The organism is Actinoplanes sp. NPDC004185 (genome assembly GCF_053603475.1).
The window spans coordinates 1-20,751 of sequence record NZ_JBSGFR010000074.1; the positions used below are offsets into that span (position 1 = coordinate 1).

Annotated in this window: 20 protein-coding genes and 1 pseudogene; 8 read left to right on the top strand and 13 right to left on the bottom strand. The window is 71.9% G+C overall.

The window, feature by feature from the left end; all coding sequences use genetic code 11:
- Positions 1–419: hypothetical protein (locus tag ACWEOZ_RS41250; protein WP_451916130.1), on the top strand; the 419-nt coding region annotated here is incomplete at its 5' end.
- Here ACWEOZ_RS41250 and ACWEOZ_RS41255 read toward each other — a convergent pair.
- Together ACWEOZ_RS41255 and ACWEOZ_RS41260 are read right to left on the bottom strand one after the other, a co-directional pair.
- Positions 393–1,247 (bottom strand): helix-turn-helix transcriptional regulator, encoded by an 855-nt coding sequence (locus ACWEOZ_RS41255; RefSeq protein ID WP_451916131.1) that lies wholly within the window; start codon positions 1,245–1,247, stop codon positions 393–395. The two genes, ACWEOZ_RS41250 and ACWEOZ_RS41255, sit on opposite strands and share 27 nt — an antisense overlap.
- Positions 1,244–1,507, bottom strand: a complete 264-nt coding sequence (locus tag ACWEOZ_RS41260; RefSeq protein WP_451916132.1) for an Atu4866 domain-containing protein — start codon at positions 1,505–1,507, stop codon at positions 1,244–1,246. Before ACWEOZ_RS41260 ends, ACWEOZ_RS41255 begins: the two co-directional genes overlap by 4 nt.
- 109 nt (positions 1,508–1,616) lie before the next feature.
- Here ACWEOZ_RS41260 and ACWEOZ_RS41265 point away from each other — a divergent pair, with 109 nt between their 5' ends.
- A complete protein-coding gene (locus ACWEOZ_RS41265; RefSeq protein ID WP_451916133.1) occupies positions 1,617–2,252 on the top strand; it encodes a TetR/AcrR family transcriptional regulator in 636 nt (211 codons plus the stop codon).
- Positions 2,249–2,695 carry an acyl-CoA thioesterase gene (locus tag ACWEOZ_RS41270; RefSeq protein ID WP_451916134.1) on the top strand — a complete coding sequence of 149 codons (447 nt, stop codon included), beginning with the start codon at positions 2,249–2,251 and terminating at the stop codon, positions 2,693–2,695. The genes ACWEOZ_RS41265 and ACWEOZ_RS41270 overlap by 4 nt, the downstream gene beginning before the upstream one ends.
- A gap of 3 nt (positions 2,696–2,698) precedes the next feature.
- Here ACWEOZ_RS41270 and ACWEOZ_RS41275 read toward each other — a convergent pair whose 3' ends face one another.
- The 5 genes from ACWEOZ_RS41275 to ACWEOZ_RS41295 form a co-directional block, all read right to left on the bottom strand.
- On the bottom strand, positions 2,699–3,754 hold the full coding sequence (locus tag ACWEOZ_RS41275) for a glycoside hydrolase family 43 protein (protein WP_451916135.1): 1,056 nt from the start codon (positions 3,752–3,754) through the stop codon (positions 2,699–2,701).
- A 174-nt stretch (positions 3,755–3,928) separates the two neighbouring features.
- Positions 3,929–5,809, bottom strand: coding sequence for an AMP-dependent synthetase/ligase (locus ACWEOZ_RS41280; RefSeq protein WP_451916136.1), 1,881 nt, complete (start codon positions 5,807–5,809; stop codon positions 3,929–3,931).
- Between the two features lie 64 nt (positions 5,810–5,873).
- Positions 5,874–7,352 (bottom strand): FAD-dependent monooxygenase, encoded by a 1,479-nt coding sequence (locus ACWEOZ_RS41285; protein WP_451916137.1) that lies wholly within the window; start codon positions 7,350–7,352, stop codon positions 5,874–5,876.
- A gap of 42 nt (positions 7,353–7,394) precedes the next feature.
- Positions 7,395–8,465, bottom strand: a complete 1,071-nt coding sequence (locus ACWEOZ_RS41290) for a DUF3616 domain-containing protein (protein WP_451916138.1) — start codon at positions 8,463–8,465, stop codon at positions 7,395–7,397.
- Between the two features lie 89 nt (positions 8,466–8,554).
- Positions 8,555–9,181, bottom strand: a complete 627-nt coding sequence (locus ACWEOZ_RS41295) for a hypothetical protein (RefSeq protein ID WP_451916139.1) — start codon at positions 9,179–9,181, stop codon at positions 8,555–8,557.
- 230 nt (positions 9,182–9,411) lie between these two features.
- On the opposite strand from ACWEOZ_RS41295, the gene ACWEOZ_RS41300 reads away from it, so the two are divergent.
- The gene (locus tag ACWEOZ_RS41300) at positions 9,412–10,839 is read left to right on the top strand and encodes an amino acid permease (protein WP_451916140.1); all 1,428 of its coding nucleotides are present in this window, start codon (positions 9,412–9,414) and stop codon (positions 10,837–10,839) included.
- On the opposite strand, the gene ACWEOZ_RS41305 is transcribed toward ACWEOZ_RS41300, so the two are convergent.
- A complete protein-coding gene (locus ACWEOZ_RS41305; RefSeq protein WP_451916141.1) occupies positions 10,823–11,305 on the bottom strand; it encodes a hypothetical protein in 483 nt (160 codons plus the stop codon). The genes ACWEOZ_RS41300 and ACWEOZ_RS41305 overlap by 17 nt on opposite strands.
- 72 nt (positions 11,306–11,377) lie before the next feature.
- Between ACWEOZ_RS41305 and pepN the strand changes: the two genes are divergently transcribed.
- Positions 11,378–13,828, top strand: coding sequence for an aminopeptidase N (gene pepN, locus ACWEOZ_RS41310; protein WP_451916142.1), 2,451 nt, complete (start codon positions 11,378–11,380; stop codon positions 13,826–13,828).
- A 317-nt stretch (positions 13,829–14,145) separates the two neighbouring features.
- Positions 14,146–14,667, top strand: coding sequence for a hypothetical protein (locus ACWEOZ_RS41315; protein WP_451916143.1), 522 nt, complete (start codon positions 14,146–14,148; stop codon positions 14,665–14,667).
- Here the strand turns inward: ACWEOZ_RS41315 and ACWEOZ_RS41320 are convergent.
- A complete protein-coding gene (locus ACWEOZ_RS41320) occupies positions 14,664–15,260 on the bottom strand; it encodes a TetR/AcrR family transcriptional regulator (RefSeq protein WP_451916144.1) in 597 nt (198 codons plus the stop codon). The two genes, ACWEOZ_RS41315 and ACWEOZ_RS41320, sit on opposite strands and share 4 nt — an antisense overlap.
- Before the next feature lie 80 nt (positions 15,261–15,340).
- Between ACWEOZ_RS41320 and ACWEOZ_RS41325 the strand changes: the two are divergent.
- Both ACWEOZ_RS41325 and ACWEOZ_RS41330 read left to right on the top strand, forming a co-directional pair.
- Positions 15,341–16,039 (top strand): annotated as a pseudogene (locus tag ACWEOZ_RS41325) (quinone oxidoreductase family protein); the annotation flags it as partial.
- A gap of 310 nt (positions 16,040–16,349) precedes the next feature.
- Complete coding sequence (locus tag ACWEOZ_RS41330) at positions 16,350–16,922, top strand: hypothetical protein (protein WP_451916153.1); 573 nt, start codon at positions 16,350–16,352, stop codon at positions 16,920–16,922.
- A gap of 38 nt (positions 16,923–16,960) precedes the next feature.
- Here ACWEOZ_RS41330 and ACWEOZ_RS41335 read toward each other — a convergent pair whose 3' ends face one another.
- The 4 genes from ACWEOZ_RS41335 to ACWEOZ_RS41350 form a co-directional block, all read right to left on the bottom strand.
- Positions 16,961–17,623: an isochorismatase family protein gene (locus ACWEOZ_RS41335; protein ID WP_451916145.1), complete on the bottom strand. Its 663-nt coding sequence runs from the start codon at positions 17,621–17,623 to the stop codon at positions 16,961–16,963.
- A gap of 21 nt (positions 17,624–17,644) precedes the next feature.
- Positions 17,645–18,487, bottom strand: a complete 843-nt coding sequence (locus ACWEOZ_RS41340; protein ID WP_451916146.1) for a PHP domain-containing protein — start codon at positions 18,485–18,487, stop codon at positions 17,645–17,647.
- A 474-nt stretch (positions 18,488–18,961) separates the two neighbouring features.
- Entirely contained in the window at positions 18,962–19,600 is a 639-nt protein-coding gene (locus tag ACWEOZ_RS41345; protein WP_451916147.1) for a flagellar brake protein, read from the bottom strand.
- 472 nt (positions 19,601–20,072) lie between these two features.
- Positions 20,073–20,720, bottom strand: a complete 648-nt coding sequence (locus tag ACWEOZ_RS41350) for a hypothetical protein (RefSeq protein ID WP_451916148.1) — start codon at positions 20,718–20,720, stop codon at positions 20,073–20,075.
- Between the last annotated feature and the right edge of the window lie 31 nt (positions 20,721–20,751).

A 20,751-nucleotide genomic window follows, 5' to 3' on the forward strand; every position in this document is an offset into this window, starting at 1 on the left:
GACCGGGAACCCATCACGGCAGCTCGTCCGACGGCCCCGGCCCCGGACCGGGGCCGGCGCCGGTGAGCCCGGCCATCGCCGTGGTGACGCGCATCGTCGTCGCCGGGGACACCGCGGCGAAGTGCATGCCGCCCGAGCCCGCGAGGCTCGCCGAGGTCCCGCTGGCCTTCGCCGGCACCGTCGAACGGGTGGCCGACGGCACCGCGTTCCTGCGCGTCACCCGCCTGTACGCCGGCCCGCCCACGGACGTCGTCGAGGTCGCGCAGAGCGACGGCAACAGCGAGGCACTGATCGGGGCGACGGTCTTCGAGCCCGGCGGGCAGTACCTCGTCGCCGCTTCCGACGGACAGGCCCTGGTGTGCGGCTACAGCGGCCGGGCGACGCCGGAACTGTCAGCCCTGTACGACGCCGCGTTCTGAGCCGGGCCCCCGGGCGGCGGCGAGCGAGCCGAGCAGGGCCAGCGCGTCGGCCGAGGGGCTGCCGGGCGGCGCGTGGTAGACGACGAGCTGCTGGCCGGGCGCGGACCGGACGTCGAACGTGTGCATGGCCAGGGTCAGCTCGCCGACCTCGCGGTGCACGACCCGCTTGGTCTCCAGCGTCTTGCCGGTCACGTCGTGGCGGGACCACAGGCGGCGGAACTCCTCGCTGTGCTCGGACAGGGTGCGCACCACCGTGGCGACCCGGTCGTCCGCCGGTGCCGCCCCGGCGGCCAGCCGCAGGGCGCCCACGCTGCTGCGGGCCACGGCCGCCCAGTCGGCGTAGAACGCGCGCGCCGACGGGTCGAGGAAAACGGCGTGGATCGGGTTGCCGTGCTCCCCGACGTCGGCGAACAGCGCCTCGGCGAGCGGGTTGCGGGCGAGGATGTCGTACGCGCGGCCGAACACGATCGCCGGGTTGTCCCGCCACGCGCCGAGCAGATCGGCCAGGGCCGGATCGGCGAGCTCGGCCGAAGCCGCCAGCGGGGCCACGGGCAGCAGCCCGGCCAGCCGGTACGCGTGCATCCGCTGGTCGTGGCTCCACCGCAGCACCCGGGCCAGCGCGTCGAGGATCTGCGGCGAAGGATGCCGTTCCCGGTCCTGCTCGAGGCGGACGTAGTAGTCCACGCTCATGCCGGCCAGGGCGGCCACCTCCTCGCGGCGCAGCCCGGTGACCCGCCGCCCGGCCGCGGCGGGCAGGCCCACCTGCTGCGGTGTCACCTCGGCCCGCCGGGCCCGCAGGAAGTCGCCCAGCATCCCGTCCCTGGTCATGACCGATTGTCTCCCGGGGAGCGGCGGCGCAGCACCATCCCGGCGTGGTGCAGGACACCGTCGATGAAGTCGCCGTCGGCGGTGAAGCCGATGTCGTCGACGTAGTCGATGTGGTCGCCGCTGATCTCGTACCGGCCGGTGTACGCCCGCTCGCGGCTGCCACGGGCCTCGACGTAGCGGCCTTCGGGCAGGAGTTCGTGGCGGATGGTGCCGTCGGCGGTGACCCACATGCCGGCGTACGGGTGGGAGGTCTTTGTCATGGCCCCACGCTAGGAGCCCGGCGGATGCGCGAGGAGGGTGCGTCGCACCCACCCAGTGGGTGGCCGCCACTATATTTACGAACGGTCGGTCTTATTGTACGGTGACCGCATGACCCAGGACGGCCGGCTGATCCGCGGGGAACGCACCCGCACCGCGGTGCTCGATCAAGCCGTGGTGCTGGCCACCGTGGCCGGCCTCGGTGGCCTGTCATTGAGCCAGGTCGCCGACGCGCTCGGCGTCAGCAAGTCGGGCCTGTTCGCGCACTGGCGGTCCAAGGAGGCGTTGCAGCTCGCGGTGATCGAGCACGCCCGGGCCCAGTGGACCGAGCGGATCATCCGGCCCGCGCTGGCCGCGCCGCGCGGGGTCCGCCGGCTGTGGGCGGTGCACGACATCCGGCTGTCCTTCTACGAGGCCGAGGTCCTGCCGGGTGGCTGCTTCTTCGCCAACGCCCATTTCGAGTACAACGCCCGCCCGGGCGTCATCCGGGACCGGCTGGCCGCCGAGCTGGCCGACTGGATGACCTTCCTGACCGGCCTGGCCGCCGACGCCGTCGCGCTCGGCGAGCTGCGGCCCGGCGCGGTGCCCGAGGGCATCGCTTACCAGACCGAGTCCCTGGGTGTCTGCGCCGTGATGCAGGCGCCGGTGCTGGGACGAGACGTGACCTTCCGGCGTGCCCGCCGAGCGCAGCTCGAGCATCTGCGTGCGCTGGCCACCGACCCGACGATCCTCCCGGAGCTGACATGACCACCGCGACCGAGACGCTGCCGCACGGCGGCGTCGTCCCCATGCCCGTGCACTTCGACGATCTGGACGCCATGGGCGTGCTGCACAACTCCCGCTACGCGGTGCTCGTGGAACGGGCGATCGTGCTCTGGTGGGCCGCACGGGGGGTCTCGTTCTCCGGCGGCCGGCCCACCACGCCGGACGCCTTCAACGTGGTCCGCGAATACTCCGTCACCTTCCACCGCCCGGTCCGCGGCACCGGCGAGATCAGCGTGCACTTCTGGCTGGAGAGCATGGGCCGGACCAGTGCGGACTACCGGTTCCGGGTGACCTCCGCCGACGGCGCCACGGTCTTCGCCGAGGGCCGCCGGGTCAACGTGCGCCTGGATCCGGTCACCATGCGCCCGGCCCCGTGGACCGAGGCCGGGCGCACCCTCGGCACCGAGCTGCTGCGCGTCCGGTGAGTCCTATTCGAAGAACTTGAGTCCCCAGCCGGTGTCGGAGGTCGCGCCCGGCACGTTCGCTCTGCTGTAGACGGTGTTGCCCCACCACGCGAAGGTGCCGGTGTACCAGAACCGGTTGCCCCATGTGTACGGCGTGCCCTTCGGCACGGCGTGGAACATCAGCGGGAACCGCGGGCCGGCCGGCGGGCTGGTCGCGATGTCGCCGTTGAGCAGCACGAAGCTGTGGTGCCCGGGGCCGTTGACCGACAGCGTCGGATCCCAGCCGGCCATCATCGTGGCGCGCTGGGAGCCGAAGAGGCAGCCGTTGGACTTGTACCAGTCCCAGACGTAGCCCGGGTCACCGCCGGCGCGCAGCCGCAGGTCGGCGAGGCAGTACTGCTCGCTCCAGCTGCCGTTGGCGGAGTAGACGATGTGCAGCTGACCGTTGGGGTCGCGGATCGGCTCGGGACCCTCGTTGATGAAGGGGTTGCCGACCACGCGCTCCCAGGGCTCGCGGGGCTGCGAGATGACGTACCGGCCGCCGGTGGGAGTGGTCGGGTTGCTCATCCGGACCAGGTAGAGGTTCTGCTCGACGTTGGTGTCACCGGCCCAGCCGGACCACACGAACCAGCGCTGGCCGTTGAAGGTGAACAGCGCGCCGTCGACGGCCCACTTGTCGTCCGGCAGCGCGAGCTGGGTCTCCGCGGTGTAGCCGGTGTCCGGGGCGGCCGAGCTGATCGCGTACATGCGGTGGGCGGCGCCGGTGCCGGCCGAGAAGTAGATGTAGTAGCGACCGCCGTCGACGACGATCTCCGGGGCCCACACCTCGCCCCGGCCGCGGCTGTCGGACCACACCTGACGGGCCGGTGCGGCCGCGAGTCCATCAGGGGACGATGCCTGCCGGACGGCGATGCCGCCGTTGAGCGACTGGGCCGAGATGTAGGTGCCGCCGACCCGGATGACGCTGGGATCGGCGGCCCGGATGCTCTGCGCCGCGCCGGCGGGGCCGGCGGGGGAGAGGGCGAAGATGGCGGTCAGGGCCAGCGCCAGGGCGGCGGTGGCGAGACGTGACTTCGGCATGGTCGTTTCCCGCTTCTGCCTCCGCTGCGACGCCGCTGCGGTGGGGGCCGCACGGGGGTGGCGTCCGGTGGGGATGCGCCGGAGGCGCCGGGGGACATCCCGGACCGTTGTGCGCTGGAGAGCGCTCCCTGAGGATTTCCCCTTCCCGCCGCGAAGTCAATGCATCGACGGGCATCACTGACCGGGCGGGCCCGCGGGGTAGAGCGAGTCGAGCAGATCGGCGTACCGGGTCTCGACCGCGCGGCGCCGCACCTTCAGCGACGGGGTGAGGTCGCCGCCCTCGACGGCCAGGTGGTGGTCGAGGACCAGGAACTTCTTGATGGTCTCCCACGGCGCCAGCGTCGCGTTGAGCTGCTCGACGTAACCGCCCACGGCTTCGGTCAGCTGCGCCGAGCGAGTGATCCCGGCGTAGTCGGTGTCGCCGAGCCCGTGCCGGGGCGCCCAGGCGCGTACGGCGTCCGGGTCGAGGTCGATCAGGGCGGTGATGTACTTGCGCCCCTCGCCGTGCACCACGATCTGGCTCGCCAGCGGGCAGATCCCCTTGAACCGCGCCTCGATCGTCTGCGGCGCCACGTACTTGCCGTTCGAGGTCTTGATCAGGTCCTTCTTGCGGTCGGTGATCCGCAACGAGCCGGCCGCGGTGATCTCGCCGATGTCACCGGTGTGCAGCCAGCCCCCGGCCAGCGCGTCGGCGGTGGCCGCGGGGGCGTCGTGGTAGCCCTCCATCACGCCGGGGCCGCGGACCAGGATCTCCCCGTCCTCGGCCAGGGCGACGCCGGTGCCGGGCAACGGCAGTCCCACGGTGCCGTACTCCGGGCTGCCGGGCCGGTTGAAGAACGTGGTGGCGCACGTCTCGGTGAGGCCGTAGCCCTCCAGCACGGGCAGCCCGGCGGCGTCGAACCACTCGCCGATCTCCGTGGACAGCGCGGCCGCCCCGGAGATGAAGAAGCGCAGCCGGCCGCCGAACCGGCCCCGGACGCGCGCGAGCACCAGCCGGTCGGCGATGCGGTGCTGGACGGCGAGGAACCGGCCCGGCCGCTCGCCCCGCCGGCGCAGCCGGGACACCCGGGACCCGACGCCGATGCCCCAGCCGAACAGGCGTGCGGTCACCGGGCCGGACTGCACGGTGGCCAGGACCCCGGCGTACACCTTCTCGAAGATCCGCGGCACCGCCGGGATGATCGTCGGCCGGACCACCGGCAGCCGCTCGACGAGCCGGCCCACGTCACCGTCCACGGCGAACGCGAAACCTACCGAGAGCTGACAGGAGAGCAGGGCCTTGCCGAAGGCGTGGGCCAGCGGGAGCCAGAGATAGCCCAGGTCGTCCGGGCCCAGGAAGCCCATGGCCTGGATGGCCAGGCCCTGGTAGATCCAGCTGTGGTGGGTGACCCGGACGCCCTTGGGCAGCCCGGTGGTGCCGGAGGTGTAGATCAGCGTCGCCAGGTCGCCGGCCCGGATGGCGGCGCAGGCCTCGCGTACCGCGGCGGGCTCGGCGGCGAGCAGCTCCCGGCCGCGGGCGCGCAGGCCGGCCAGGGTTAGCACCCGGCTGTCACCGTCGTCGGGCGTGCCGTCGATGAGCACGGCATGCTCGACCGGGGAGCCCGCGGCGAAGACCTTGGCCAGGTGCCCGGCGTGCTCCACGACGGCGAAGCGGCTCGCCGAGTCGGTGAGGATGTGCGTGACCTCGGCGGCCGAGCTGCTGGGATAGACCGTGGTCGTGGCGCCGCCCGCGCACATGACGCCGAAGTCGGCCTCGATCCACTCCGTACGGGTGCCGGCCAGGATCGCGACCCGTTCCTGCGCCCGCAACCCGAGGCCGAGCAGTCCGGCGGCGATCTCGGTGACCGCCGTACCGGTCTCGGCCCAGCTCTGCGACCGCCAGGCGCCCTGGCTGTCCGGGCGCCGGTAGGCCTCCGCCGCGGGCGTCCGGGCCACCCGGTCGAGGAACATGGCGCCGAACGACGCCGGCTCGGTGCGCCGCAGCTGCGCCAGGAGGGCCTCCTCGGCGGTGCTCGCGCGGCAGCTCGCGGACGCCGTCACGGTGCTCGTCGGCATGTGCATCCTCTCCGTCGACCCGTCCATCATCCGTCAGCGCCGGGGACGGCGGCGGCGGACCCGCTCAGCCGGGACGCAGGACGCCGAGCAGGAAACGGTCGGGACGCACGGCGGTGACCGTGCCGGCCGTACCCCGGAGCAGGCCGTCGAGGTCCTCCACGGCCAGGCACCCGGGCGCCGGGGCGGCCAGGTCCAGCGCCAGGTGGACCGCGCCGGGCCGCTCGGCCCCGGGCACCCGGCGGGGATCGCAGCCGTGACCGAGGAAGGCCCACCGGTAGCCGATCACGTCGTCGAGCCGGACGGGCGGGCCGCCATCCACCCGGACCCACGGGTTCGGCAGCACGTGGCCCGCCCGCGGCAGCGGCCCGGCCACGGCGCGGGGCAGGCGGCGCGGCGGGAGCGGGCGGTCGCCCAGCCGGCGCTGGAGGCCGGGCACGGCGTTGAGGCTGCGGGCCAGGCCGCGGAACACCAGCGCGGCGGCCCGGTTACGGGTCTGCAGCACCCGGCCGATCCGCAACGCCAGCGCGGTGGTCGCGGCCACGTCCGGTCGGCGCTCCCGCTCGTACGCGTCGAGCTGATCCGGATCGCCGCCCTCGCGCAGCCGCCAGGCCAGCGCGCCGGCGTCCCTGATCCCCATGCCCAGCCCGGCGCCGGCGAACGGCGGCATCGCGTGCGCCGCGTCCCCGGCCAGCAGCACCCGCCCGGCCCGCCACCGCTGCGCCATCCGCGCGTGGAACGTGAACACGGCCGCCCGCTGGACCTCGAGCCGGTCTGGATCGGTCCACGGCTCGACCAGCGCGCGGACCGTCTCCGGCCGGAGCATGGCCTCGGGCTGCTCCCCGGGCAGCAGCATCCATTCCCAGCGCCGGCGGCCCGGGCTGGACATGGCCACCGCCGGCCGTGCGGGGTCCAGCACGAACGCCACCGTCGGGTTGCCGTCGGCGGTGCCGTCCACCCCGGTGTCGTCCGTGGCGGTGCTCGCCGCGTCCACGACCAGCCAGGGCTGCGCGAACGTGTCGCCGGTGAAGGCGATGCCGGCCTCGGTGCGCACGGTGCCGGACGTGCCGTCGCAGCCCACGAGCCATTGCGCGGTGATCCGTCGCCCGTCGTCGAGGACCGCGACGACGCGGTCGGCGGACTGCTCGACTGCCTGGACGGCGCGTCCGGCGAGCACCTCGACCGAGGGCAGCCCGGCGAGGGCGGCCCGCAGCGCGGTCTCCAGCGCCGGCTGGTCGATGCGCACGACCTGCGGGTGCCCGAACGCCTGGGCCCGCTGCGTCAGCAGGAACAGCGGCCGCCGGTCGGCGCCGACGGCGCCGTTGCGGATCAGCGGCACCGACCAGGCGTCGCGCGGCGCCAGCCCGGGGATCAGCGACAGCAACCGGATGGACTCGATCTCCAGCACGGCGGCCCGGGGCTTCGGGTACGGCCGGACGTTCGGCTCGACCACCACGGTCCGGACGCCCTGGGCCCCGAGCAGCGCGGCCAGCACCCCACCGACCGGCCCGAGCCCGGCCACCACCACCGCCGCGTCGAGTGTCATCGCGGCATCATGTCAGGGCCGCCTGCCCGGGCGGCCGGTGGATCAGGGCAGCCGGACCACGTCGGCGATCACCGCGCCGTCGTCGGTCAGCCGGACCGCGGCCGGGCTGTCGAAGACGATCATGGCGAGCTTGTCGCCCGGGCGCCCGATCAGGCCCATGCCCTCGGCGTGGTCGTCGCCCTCGCCGTAGGTGATCTCCAGCTCGCGGGTCAGCACCTCGCCGCGCACGACCGCGGGCATCGCCACCCGGTAGGCGCCGTGCCAGCGGTAGATCCGCACCGGGCCGTCCAGGCTCATCGTCGGGCCGGCCAGCACCAGCAGGTCGTCGCCGTCCGGGCACAGGTCACGCACACCCAGCCCGTCCAGGTCCAGGACGTGCTTGCGGTACTCCAGGCCGTCGTCGAAGGGGCGCAGCCGCAGCCGGCCGGGCTCGGCGGGGTCCACGTACGGCCGCAGCTCCAGCACGAACGCCCAGCCGCGCAGCACCGGACCGCGCAGCCCGAGGTACACCCGGTCGCCGCTGACCGCGATGCCCTCGATGTCCAGCCCGTTGTCCTTGCCGGGAATGGCCAGGAAGGGCGCCAGGTGGGGGTCGTGGCGCAGCAGCGTCCGCAGCCCGTCCCGTTTGTCGAGCTGGGCGGCCCGGTGGTGCTCGCCGTCCACGACGAGCTCGCGTACGGGCGTGGGCAGGCCGTCGACCTCGGCGATCGGCAACCGGAGCAGCACCTGACGGTTGTCCTGGCCCTCGACCCGGGTCAGCCGCCGCAGCGCCTTGTCGCGGTCGTGCTTGGCCTTGATCTGCTTGCGGCGCAGGCTGTGCGACCCGACCGCCCACAGGAAGTGCCCGGTGCGGGCCAGGCCCTCGATGTCGGCCTCCTCGTCGGCGTCCGCGCCGGGCAGGTCGATGAAGTCGGCGAGCCGGAAGGTCCGCTCGTCGGCGTACTCGGCCGGCTGGGCCGGGTCGTCGGCCACCAGGCGCTCGACCGTCGCAGTCTCGTCACCCGCGATCCAGAGCACCCGGCCGTCGACCCGCACCGCGGACAGGTTCGTGTGGGTGGCGGCGGCCCGCGAGAGGTCGCCGAAGCGCAAGCGGACCGTGTGTACCAGTGTCATGGCGACCATCGTGGCATCCGCAGTCCCGCCCAGCGCCGCGAACGCCGGGGAGGAGCCGGCCGCCGGCGGGGCGGCGGCCGGCGTCAGGGTCAGCCGACGCCCTGCTGGGCACCCTTCTCCACGTGGACACCGGCGCCGAAGTCCACCATGGCGTCCTGGCTCAGCCCGATGCCGTCCCAGAACTGGATCAGCAGGTAGGTGCCCGAGGGCTGCTCCACCCACAGCGTCCGGCCGTCGGTGTTGTCCGTGCCCTTGACCAGCACGCCCTTGCGGCCCCCGACGTCGACGGCCGTGCCCGCGGGCGCCCCCTTCTGGTCCTTGGACTGCAGCATCACGGCGATCTTGCCGACGAAGCTGCGCGGGTCCTTCAGCGGGTTGGTGGACGGGTCGACCTTCGGCCCGCCGGCCGCGCTCCGGGGCGCGAGCACGATGCTGGAGGCGTCGTCGGCCTGCACGAACCAGCCGTCCGGCACCTTGTCCAGGCTGAAACCCTGGGGCTGCTTACCGGTGTAGGACACGAGCTGGGTGGCCGCGGCGGCGACGGCGGGCCGGTCGGCCGGCGGCTGCGCCTGCCCGGCGGAGCCCGTACCGCCGCCGGCGAAGGAGAACGCGGCCACGATCGCGGCGACGGCGAAGGCGGAACCGCCGACGGCCAGCGCGGTGCGGCGGTGGCGCGGGGCCGTACCGGCGGGGTCGGACTGAGGGTGCAGATCCATGGTGAGGTCACTCCTGGAGGAAACGACCGTGCGGACCGGGCCGGTCCGTACGGGCGATCGAGTCGCACCCCCCAGACGGATGCGCGCCCGGCGGGGTTGCACGCTCCCGCGACCGGTTCGAGGCGATGACATCTACCCGTGTGGATGCTTTTTGATCGGCGACGTGGTACTCCGGTGGGAGGGGCGGCCCATCGGTGGGACGCCGTGGCGTACTCCACGAGGAGGGGGCCATGACAGCGACACCGGAGTTCGGCCGCGGATCGGGAATCTTCCGCCGCAAACCGGTCGAGGAGATCGCGGACGAGCAGGAGACCGGCCTGACCCGCACGCTCGGACTGTGGCAGCTGACCGCCATCGGGGTCGGCGGCATCATCGGCGCCGGCATCTTCGCGCTGGCCGGCGCGGTGGCCAACGAGACCGCCGGGCCCGCCGTGCTGATCTCGTTCCTGATAGCGGGCATCGCCAGCGCCGCCGCCGCGCTGTCGTACGCGGAGTTCGCCGGCATGATCCCCAAGGCCGGGTCGGCCTACACGTACGGCTACGTCGTGCTCGGCGAGATCGTCGGCTGGTTCATCGGCTGGGACCTGCTGCTGGAGTACATCGCCATCGTGGCGGTGGTGGCGATCGGCATCTCCGGCTACTTCGCCTTCCTGATGGGTGAGCTCGGCGTGAACCTGCCCGCCTGGATGCTGGGGGCGCCCGGCAGCGGCGACGGGCACGTGGTGGACCTGTTCGCCGTGGTGCTGTGCCTGCTGATCGCCTTCCTGCTCAACCGGGGGATCAAGGCGGCGGCCCGGTTCGAGACCGGGGTGGTCGCGCTCAAGGTCGTCGTGGTGCTGCTGGTCATCGTGGTCGGCTTCTTCTACGTCAAGTCGGAGAACTACCGGCCGTTCTTCCCGTTCGGTGTCAGCGGCGCGATCACCGGCGCCGCCACCGTGTTCTTCGCCGTCTTCGGCTACGACGCGATGAGCACGGCCGCCGAGGAGTCCCGCGACGCCAAGAAGCACCTGCCCAAGGCGATCATCTACTCACTGGCCGTCTCGATGGTCCTGTACGTGCTGGCCACCCTGGTGCTCACCGGCATGCAGAACTACCGTGAGATCGACCCGGAGAGCGGCTTCTCCACCGCGTTCGCCTCGGTCGGGCTGTCCGGGCTGGCCGACGTCATCGCGGTCGGCGCGATCATCGGCATCCTCACCGTCATGTTCACCTTCATGCTCGGCGTGACCCGCGTCTGGTACGCCATGAGCCGCGACGGCCTGCTGCCGGCCTGGTTCGCCAAGGTGCACCCGGTGCGCCGGGTGCCCAGCCGGGTCACCTGGATCGCCGGCGTGGCCTCGGCCGTCATCGCCGGGCTGCTGCCCATCCGGGAGGCGGCGGAGCTGACCAACATCGGCATCCTGCTGGCCTTCGTCGTGGTCTGCGTGGCGGTGATCGTGCTGCGCTACCGGCGCCCGGACCTGCCCCGCTCGTTCCGGCTGCCCGGCATGCCGGTGATCCCCGCGCTCGGCGTGGTCTTCTCCATCTGGCTGATCACCTTCCTCACCCCGACCACCTGGCTGCGCTTCCTCGTGTGGTTCGTCATCGGCCTGATCGTCTACTTCGGCTACAGCCGCCGGCACTCCCGGCTCAACGAGCGTGTCACCGAAAGCCCATGAGCATGTCGAAGAAGGCGGACTTGCGCTGCTCGTACTCCCCGGGACGGTCCCGGTGCCGCAGCTTCATGGCGTTGTAGGCCTCGACCAGGGCGGGATCGGCGGCGAGCAGCTGCCACCCCCGGCGAAACCTGGTGTCGTGCTCCGAGCCGACCGGCGTCACCGCGACGCCGGTCGGCAACGGCGCGCCCGGGACCTCGAACGTCGCCAGCGACTCCTGCCAGATCTCCGGATGCACCACCGCATAGATCTCCCGCAGGCCGGCGACGGCCGGGCCGAACCCCGCCGGGGGCACCCGCAGGTGCAGGTCGACGTCGCCCTTGGTCAGGGCGGCGGGCACGGAACTGCCGCCGACCAGGACCAGCTCGTGCTCGCCCAGCCGATCGGCCAGGCGGGACCGCTCGTGCGCGAGGATCTCGCGGGCGGTGCCGATGAACTCGCTGCCCGGCCGCAGCTCCGGTATCTCCATCGGACCGATCCTGCCGTACCCCCGTGACCGGCGGGGTGCTCCTACCATCGGGGGGATCCTGGAGGAGGACCATTGCCGACCCGCAGCCTGACCCAGACCGAGGCCGAGACACGCGCCTCGCTGATCTCGGTCGACCGGTACGACATCGCCGTCGACCTGACCGACCTGCCGACCGGACCGCACGTGCGGTCCGTGTCCACGGTGACCTTCACCTGCCGGGAGCCCGGCGCCCGGACCTTCGTCGACTGCGCCGCCGAGGTGGTGAGCGCCACGCTCAACGACCGGCCGCTCGGTCCCGCCGCCGACGGCCGGATCGAGCTGGACGGTCTCGCCGCCCGCAACGTCCTGCGGGTGGAGAGCGTGCAGTCCGACACCACCGAGGGTGAGGGCGTGCACAAGGCCGTCGACCCGGCCGACGGCGAGGTGTACGTCTGGATGTCGTTCGAGCCGGACGAGGCCCGGTACGTGTGGACGTGCTTCGACCAGCCCGATCTCAAGGCGCCGCACGCGTTCACTGTCACCGCCCCGGCCGGCTGGACCGTGACCAGCAACTCCGGCTCCGGCAACGCCCGGGTGCAGGAGCGGGGCGACGCCCGCACCTGGACGTTCCCCGACACCCCGGCGCTCTCGCCCTACAACACCGTCATCAACGCCGGCCCGCTGTACGAGATCCGGCGTGAGGTCGACGGCCGTGACCTGGGCCTGTTCACCCGGCGGTCGCTCGCCGCGGTGCTGGACCGCGACGCCGCCGAGATGTTCACCCTGACCAGCCAGGGCCTGGCGTTCTACGGCGAGGTCTTCGGGATGCCGTTCCCGCAGCGCACCTACGACCAGGTGTTCATGCCCGAGTTCGGCGGGGCGATGGAGAACTACGGCTGCGTCACCTGGTCGGACGTCTTCCTGCGGCGCAGCACGCCGACACCGGCCGAGCGGGGCCTGCTGGCCCGGGTGCTGCTGCACGAGATGGCGCACATGTGGTTCGGCAACATCGTCACCATGCGCTGGTGGGACGACCTCTGGCTCAACGAGGCGTTCGCCGAGTTCGCCTGCCACTGGGCCGCGGTGAGCGCGACGGCGTACACGGACGCCTGGGCGGGGCATCTCGCGGCGGAGAAGCTCACCGCGTACGTCGCGGACCAGGGCCCGACCTCGCACCCGATCAGCCTGCCGATCCGCGACGTCGCGCAGGCGGCGTCGATCTTCGACGCGATCACGTACCCGAAGGGTGCCTCGGTCCTGCAGCAGCTCATGACCTACGTCGGCGAGGACAACTTCGCCGCCGGCATGACCGCCTACTTCGCGCAGCACGCCTGGGGCAACACCACCCTGCAGGACCTGATCGACGCGCTGGGCGCGGCCGGTGGGCGCGACCTGAACGCCTGGCGCCGCGGCTGGCTGGAGACGGCCGGGACCGACCGGCTCACCCTGGAGACGGACGGCGACGACGTCGTGCTGGTGGGCCGCGGGCCTGCGGGCGACCCGCGACCGCAGGTGGTCGGCGTGGGTGCGTACCGCCGCGACGGTGACCGGCTGGAGCGGACCGCACTGGTCCGGGTCGAGGTGCAGGGTCCCCGTACGCCGGTGACAGTGCCCGCCGGGGCCGACTTCCTGCTGGCCAACGACGACGACCTGACGTTCGCGACGACCCGGCCGGCCGCCGGTGACATCGCCGGGCTGCTGGCCGCGGCGCCCGCCCTGCCGACCGCCGTCTCGCGCGGCGTGGCCGTGGCCACGGTCTACGACATGCTGATCACGGGCGAGCTCGGCGCGCGCGCAGCGGCCACCTGCGTGCTGGACGTGCTGCGCGTGGAGACCTCGGACGCGGTGATCGAGCCCTACCTGACGATGGCCGGCACCATCGCGGAGATGTGGGCGCCGGAGGCCGAACGGGCCGCGCTCACCGCCGCGGTCGCCGCCGTCTGCCGCGAACTGGCCGGACAGGACGGCCGCCGCCAGGTGGCGCTGCGGGCGTTCGCCCGCTCGGCCGGCGACCTGGACGACGTGGCGTGGCTGCAGGAGCAGGCCGGTGACGACGTGGACCTGCGGTGGCACGCGCTGGTGCGCAAGGCCGAGCTGGGCGCGCCGACCGCCGGCGAGGTCGACGACCTGCTCAAGCGTGACCCGGACCCGGACGCCCAGCGGCGCGCCCTGGCCGTTCGGGCCGCCGCCCCGGACCCGGACGAGAAGGCGGCGGTGTGGCAGACGCTGGCCGTCGACCGGTCGGTGCCGGTCGGCTCGTTCGGCCCGGTCGCCGCGGCGTTCTGGGTTCCCGGCCAGGACGAGCTGCTGGCGCCGTACGCGGAGAAGTACCTGGAGCTGCTGCCCGGCCTGGACCGGGGCGGCATGATCCTGGCGATGGCCTACACCGGCCGGCTGTTCCCCCGCTTCGGCGTCGACGAGGCGTTCCTCGACCGGGCGGAGGAGGCGGCCGGGCGGGTCGCCCCGGTGGTCGGGAAGACCTTGCGGGAGCGGTCCGACCTGGTCCGCCGGATGCTGCGCTCCCGCGCCGGCGGGAGCCGCTGACCCGCGGCCGGCAGCAGCGGATCGCCTCGGGCCGAAATGGTGCCCGGGGCGATCCCTGTTCGCACCCGGTACGTCGATGTCACCGTTGAGGAGGCAGGGCGAAGACGTCCTCGGCGCCAGTCACGCAGTTCGCCAGGAGCCCCGGGGCCAGGGGCCAAGGATCGTTCGCCACCACCTCAGCCCGGTCGAACCCTGCCATCGCCGCAGGATAGCGAGGGCCTGTCGCGTTCCTTGCCCCGGCGTTCTGATCTCATGGCCGCATTCGGCTGTCTTTCCCGATGCGAGTCGAAGGAGTGCGACCCATGGAAATCACCGGCGTGATGGCCACCGACGCGGGGATGGGCGCGCTGTGGGCGGCCGGCTCCTTCGGCGGCATCGTCGACTACGACACCTGGGAGTCGGAGCTGCTGGAGGACGAGGACATAGCCCGGCACATCGCGACGGGCGCCCTCATACCGTTGAACATCGGCGGTGACGGCGCGTTCCAGGTCCTGGCGCGGGCCGGCGAAGTGGCGGCTCCGGCGCAACTGACGGAGCGGGAACGTAAGTACGTGGTCGTCACCTCGGAGCCGTACCTGTTGACCACGACGGGCGATGCGCTGATCAGCGGCCTGGAGCATGTCGGGGCGGAGGAGGACGACGGCTTGCGGGTTCCGCTGCGAGCAGGTCGCTGGAGCGTGACGATCGCCCTGATCGACTGGAAGGCCGAACCGGGTCAGGTGGACGGTGCCGGACGGCCGGCGCCCACCGCTCTGCCCGATTTCGTCATCCTGGTGGATCCCGAAGACGGAGCCGGCCGCGGATACCGGACACAGGTTCGGACCTTCGATCGGGACTAGAGAGCGGGCATCAGGCTGGTCACGAGATCGTGCAAGGTGCGGGTGAGGCGGTTCCCGTCGCCACGCTCCAGGGCGTCGAGGATGGGCTCGCTGTGCAGGGTGGCCAGGAGGACGTGGGCGAGCATGTCGGCGTCGAGGTCCTGACGTTGCTGGTGGACCAGGTGGCTGATGTGGTCGTGCCAGGACCGGTAGACCGGGTGTGCCTCGCGCGGTTGCTGGTCCGGCACGGCGGTGACGGGCGCCGCCGGGCCCAGGGCGGCGAGCAGGCCCTTGTTGCGGGCGACCAGCTCGACCATCGCGGTGAGGAAGGCCAGGAGCCGGGCGCGCGGCGGGGCGCCCTGGCCCAGCGGTGGCGGACCGGTGCTGATGGCGGTCTCCAGGTCTTGCGCGCGCTCCTGCATGAGCGCCCGCATGAGCCCGTGCCGGCTGCCGAAGCGGTGGAACACGGTGCCCTTGCCGACGCCGGCCGCGGCGGCCACCTTCTCCATGGAGATCTGCTGCGGGTGGCAGCGGGTCAGTAGCTCTTCGGTGGCGCGCAGGATTGCCGTGCGGTTGCGGACCGCGTCGGCGCGGAGTCGTTCGGATTCCGGCATGACACCTCGACAAGTGGACCGTCGGTCAAGTAACGTCCTGACTGAAGTTGACTACCGGTCCAGTCTAGGTGAGGGCGGCCATGCGACGCGTCCGGTACTACGAGTACGGCGGGCCGGAGGTGCTGACCGTCGAGGACGCCGACCAGCCGGTCCCGCAGGCGGGACAGGTACTGCTGCGAGCCGAGGCGATCGGTGTCAACTTCGTCGACACCCGGTTCCGCCGGGGACCCGGCAGCGGCAGCATCTTCCAGCGTCCGCTGCCGGGCCGGCCGACCGGTGACGTCGTCGGCACGGTCGTCGGGGTGGGCCCCGGCGTCGACCCGCGGCTCAGGGGTCGGCGGGTGGCCGCGCTGGCCGAGGACGCGTACGCGGACCACGTCGTCGCTGACGCGTCCTGGCTTGCCGCGGTCCCTGACCACCTCGATTCCGGTGACGCCAGCATGCTGGCCATGAGCGCTCCCGTCGCCCTGCGGATTCTTCGCGCCGCGCGGCTGAGCCCCGGCGACACCGTCCTGATCCACGCCGCGGCCGGCGGCATCGGACACCTCGCCGTCCAACTCGCCAAGGTCCTCGGCGCCGGCACTGTCATCGGCACAGCCCGGGGGTCACGCAAACTCGACTTCGTGCGGAGCGTCGGCGCCGATGTCGCCGTCGACTACGCACTGGCCGACTGGCCCGACCGCGTCCGCGCCGCCGCTCCGGGCGGTGCCGACGTCGTCCTCGACGCGGTCGGTGGACCGGTCCTGCAATCGAGCCTGGACCTGCTCGCGCCCTTCGGCCGTACCGTGGTCTATGGCGCCACGACCGGAGAGCCGGAGCGGATCCCCGTCGTCAAGCTTTTCGCCCCGCCCACAGGCTCATCGAGGCCCGCTCGCACACCGGCCGCATCCTGCTGGTCCCGACGGCGCCCTGAGCCACACGGGCATCGACGGCCCCATGCCGGGGCGACCGGCGAGCGCCCGGAGCATGACAAGCTATTGAACGCGGGACGATCGGGCGAAGGAGCGGGCATTGGCAGATCATGTCCTGGATGCTCCGGATGGACTGAGCCCCGGTGCCCGCCGATTCGTGCAGGTGCACGGGGTCCGGGTGCCCGCCTGGACGGTGGAGCAACACCAGCGCCACTGGACGGCACTGGGCCGACCGGCGAGCGCCGTCGACCAGCTGGTGGCACATCAGCAACGGTGGGGTGGATTGGTCCTGCCTCCGGCGGCCGACTACGAAGGCGGCCCCTTCGACCTGAGCGCCGATGACCCGGACGCCGACGACGACGGGGTGGTCTTCACTGTCGGCCGGCCACGCTGCTCAGTGCCCTATGCGTTTGCCGTCGACAGGGACGGCAGGTTCGGCATCTGCGGCTCCGGCTACCCCTGGGTGGCCTTGCACGCCTCCATCGACGGCTGGGTGGAGAGTCTGGCGCTCACCTACGCCGCCAGGGAAGAAGCCCGGCTGGTACGCCGGGTCACCGGCACCGAAGCAGACGACCTGCTCGCGAGTCTGGCCGCACAACCGCCGATCGCCGCGGTGGCCGGCCTCGCGGACAGCTGGTGGCGAGTTCCTGACGGGTTCGTCTCGGTCTCCCGCGGCGAATCGCTGTGCCTCAGCGGCGGGCGCCTCACTCCATCAGTCGTGAGCTACGAGGGAATCCCTCACGACTTCTGACGGAGCGCACCCCACTCCACAGGTCAGGCGCTCGGCCGTCAACCACGGATGAGGGCGAGCACCTCGTCGGTCGTCCGGACGTCACCGAAGCTGCGATAGACCGTGTGCTGGGTGGCGTTGTGGGACTCGTCGCGCGGGGCGGAGTTCGCGTCCGCGACCATGATGACCCGGTAGCCGAGCGTGCTGGCATCGCGGGCCGACGACTCGCAGCACACGTTGGTCACGGTTCCGGTGATCAGGACCGTGTTGATGCCGCTTTCCTCGAGCAGCGCCGCCAGCGGGGAGAAACCGGGGAAGAAGGCGCTCGCCGCGGTCTTCTCGATCAGCAGGTCAGCGTCGTCGACCTCGAACTCGTGCCACAGCCGCGACCTCAGCGGCCCCTCGCCACCGCTGCGCGAGAACATTCTGGCGATCTCCGGGCCCAGGAATTCTTCGACGACCGGTGCTGGTTCGACCTTCCCGGGCAGCACCCAGACCACGGCGCCGCCGGCGGCCCGCAGAGCATCAGCCAGCCGCGCGATGTTGGGCACGATGCCGAAGGTGTACTCGTTCTCCTGGACGAAGAACGGCACCATGTCGACGACCACCAGCGCCGTTCGCCCCGGCACGAGACTGGTGTAGGCGTGCCGGCGCCCCCGGCGCGCCTCCTGCCGGTCGTACTCGCGCTGTTCGATCTTCCACGCGTGCGTCTTCCGCTCCATCGCGTGAAGCTACCGCCACGGTCACCCCGGCAGGGTCCACCGGTCGTACGGATGACGCCCCGGCCGGAAACCGTGGGCCTCGACCATGTCGACCGCCGCGGACAGGCCGGTGCCGACCGCTTCCGGGACGTGGGCGTCGCTGCCGAAGGTGACCACCTTGCCGCCCTCGTCACGCCACCAGCGGACGATCTCCGCGGCCAGCGGGATGCGGGTGTTGACCTCCAGCGTCCGGTCCGTGGCGGCAAGGGTGCGCAGCGCGTGCCGGAACTCGTCCTCGAAGGCGTACAGGTCGAACGGCCCGGCCTCGGCGGGCCAGCCGCGGACGGCGTAATCCAGGTGGGCGAGGACCTCGAAAGCATCCGTACGGGTGATCAGCTCGGCGATCTCGGCCAGGTAGAGCCGCAGCACCTCGACGGCGGGGCGCTGCCGGTAGAGCGCGTTCGCCTCGACGAGGTTGCCGTCGACGGGCAGGGCGTGCAGCGAGCCGAGCACCCGTTCGTAGTGGCCGGTGCCGAGCAGTTTCGCGACCGGCACGGCGTTCCAGTGGGGTTCGCCCAGCTCGACGCCGCTGATGACGCGCAGCGACGGGAACATCTCGCGGCACCGTTGGACCGAGGCGAGATAGCGCTCCTGGTCCAACTCGGGCGGGACCAGCACGCCGTCGGGGCCGGTCAGCGCGCGGCGCACCGGTGAGCGCTCCAGAACCACCTCGTCGACCGTCCACCGGGAGTAGTCGACGTGCTCGGTGAACGCGACGGCCGGAAGACCGAGCTGCACCGCGCGGGCGCAGGTCCGCTCCATGGAGCCGTCAGGAGCGTCCCAGGAGAATTCGCTGTGTACGTGGCCGTCCGCAGGCTGAATCACTCGGCCCACGGTAACGATCATGGTGCAGGCGTCGCGAGGTGGGTGCGCCTGCAGTCGCTGAGCAGCTCTACCTCCAACCCAGCTAGATCGGGCGATAGAACCCCTTTGCGGAAAAAGGCGCTATGCCGCGGAAGCGGCCAGGCACTCTCCGTTCACCAATGGCGCAGCATCACGCCGCCGCCCGAGTTGCCGCCAATCCGCCGGCCGAGCCGTCGGTCAGTGCTTACGTCAGGTCAGGCGACCACGATCAACTCGGCCGGACGCGGAACCTGAACGCCGACCGGGGGAGGCGACCAAAGACGAGACCGCGCAGCACGCTCCGCCGGCCATGCCTTCCTTGATCTTCCGACGAGCGAACGCACAAGAGCCAGCCGACGTTGCTTTCCCCTGGGTGGCACATCAGCGACGACGTGTTTCACCGGTCGCGGCGCTCCAGTGTCGGTTGCCGCCTGACTCGAGCCCTTCCTCACACGGTCAGGTAGCTCCACGCCGCCGCTGCTCGAGTAGATGACTGAAGACGTATCTGCGAATAGTGTCTGCATCGTTCATCGTCACCCCCACGAACGAGAGCCCAAGGTCGGCCGGCCGATCAGCGTCGCCGCGACGCACGCGGGCGAGAGTCGCCGGCACGGTCAGCTGCCGTCCGGCGCTGAACTCGACAACCACCGAATCCCCCAGTTTGACGGCGACCTCGGCAGGTGCGCTGCAGCGCATCCCGCCTTCGCTCAGGTCGACGGCCGTAACCTCGAGATCAGCATCCGAGTGACGTAGGACAACGGGCAAATTCACGTCGGCACGGACGAAGGAGCGTCGCTGGCAGCGCCCCGCCGCCGCGGTCAGGCGGACCGTCCACGTCGGCTCGGGACGCCGGGTGGTCTCCAGCACCGCGATAGGTGCCTGCCGCAGGTTACCTGCCCCGCCCCAGACAAGCAGACCGCCGTCGCCGGTCGCAGGCAGCACGAACTGCCCACTTCGATCGATGGGTTCCCTGAGCAACACCGTATCTGCGCCGACTACGCTGATCAACGCAGCCAGTGGTTCGGTGCGGGAGTCGAGCATCACGTCCACGAGTTCGTTGACCTCGGGAAGGTCTGCATCGGTAGCGTTACCCACCTTCTCCTCCCACGGCTGCCTCGGCGCCGCCTGCCTGTGGACTGCGGCACTCTCGAAACGCTAGCGGCGGGCCTCGCCTCCCACTCCGGAACGGCCAGATGTCCCCCGTTCGCCCGGACGAGCGCGGCACTCAGCTCGCCTCAAGCCCCTGCGGCGCACAGCTGACGAAAGCCCATTTTCGGCAGTTCAGTATGCCGGGCTATGGCGACGGCGGCCACCCAGCCTGACCGCTCGTGGGCCGCCGGCGCGCCCGGACGGCGGCATGTGAGTGCGTCAGCCACGAACCGATTCAGGCAAGAACAGGCTTTCTGCTTGCCGCCCGGAACAGGCCGGGAACTCTGGCCGAACCGCACGGGACTCTGAATTTCGGATCATTTTAGAGATTCAGCATAGGTCTGGACAGGGAGCTATCCTGTCGGCTCTCATGCTCGTCGCCGGCCTTGCCCAGTCTCCGGCATTGGCTGCACGATGATCAGCGCACGCACGTGATGCCTGGCTCTACCGGTCTGGAACACAGAGTGCACCACGTCGCCGGGATCGTTTCATGGCTGACGGCCGTGTAGACCGTCGCATTGGCTTCGGTGGCCCACTGCGGCTTGCGGGCGTAGTAACGCATGATCCAACGGTCTCGTTCCGGCGGCCAGCCGGTGAGCTGGACTTGGATCGCAACATCCGGTCCGCTCCACCACAGCTCGGCCGGGCCGGTCGCTTCGGGCACCGGAGGCGGCAGCCCCTGTTCGTCGGTGATCGGCCACGTGTGAGCCGGGACAAGGCACTCGAATGTTCGATGAGACCAGCCACGCACCTCGGTCAGCAGTGCGTGCCGCTCGAGCCTCTGCGTGACGGACCGGTCGATGACACGGTACGGCCATCTCCCTGGCCCCATGGCGGTGCGCCCGTCGAGGAGCACGTCCACACCCCAGGTCCAGTCGCCGTCCAGGATGCCGCTGAACGCCGGCCCGAGCGGGGTGTCCTTCCGTGACGTGTCGCCGTCCAGGCCGTATTCCATGGTGTTCCGGCCGACGACCGTACAGGTCAGGCCGCCGTAGCGTTCCTCGAACCGGACCATCGCCTGGGCGAGTTCGTCGGTGGGCGCCGGATGGGGTCCGGGCCGGGTCACGAGCCACGATCGGATCGCTGCCTCGCTCAGG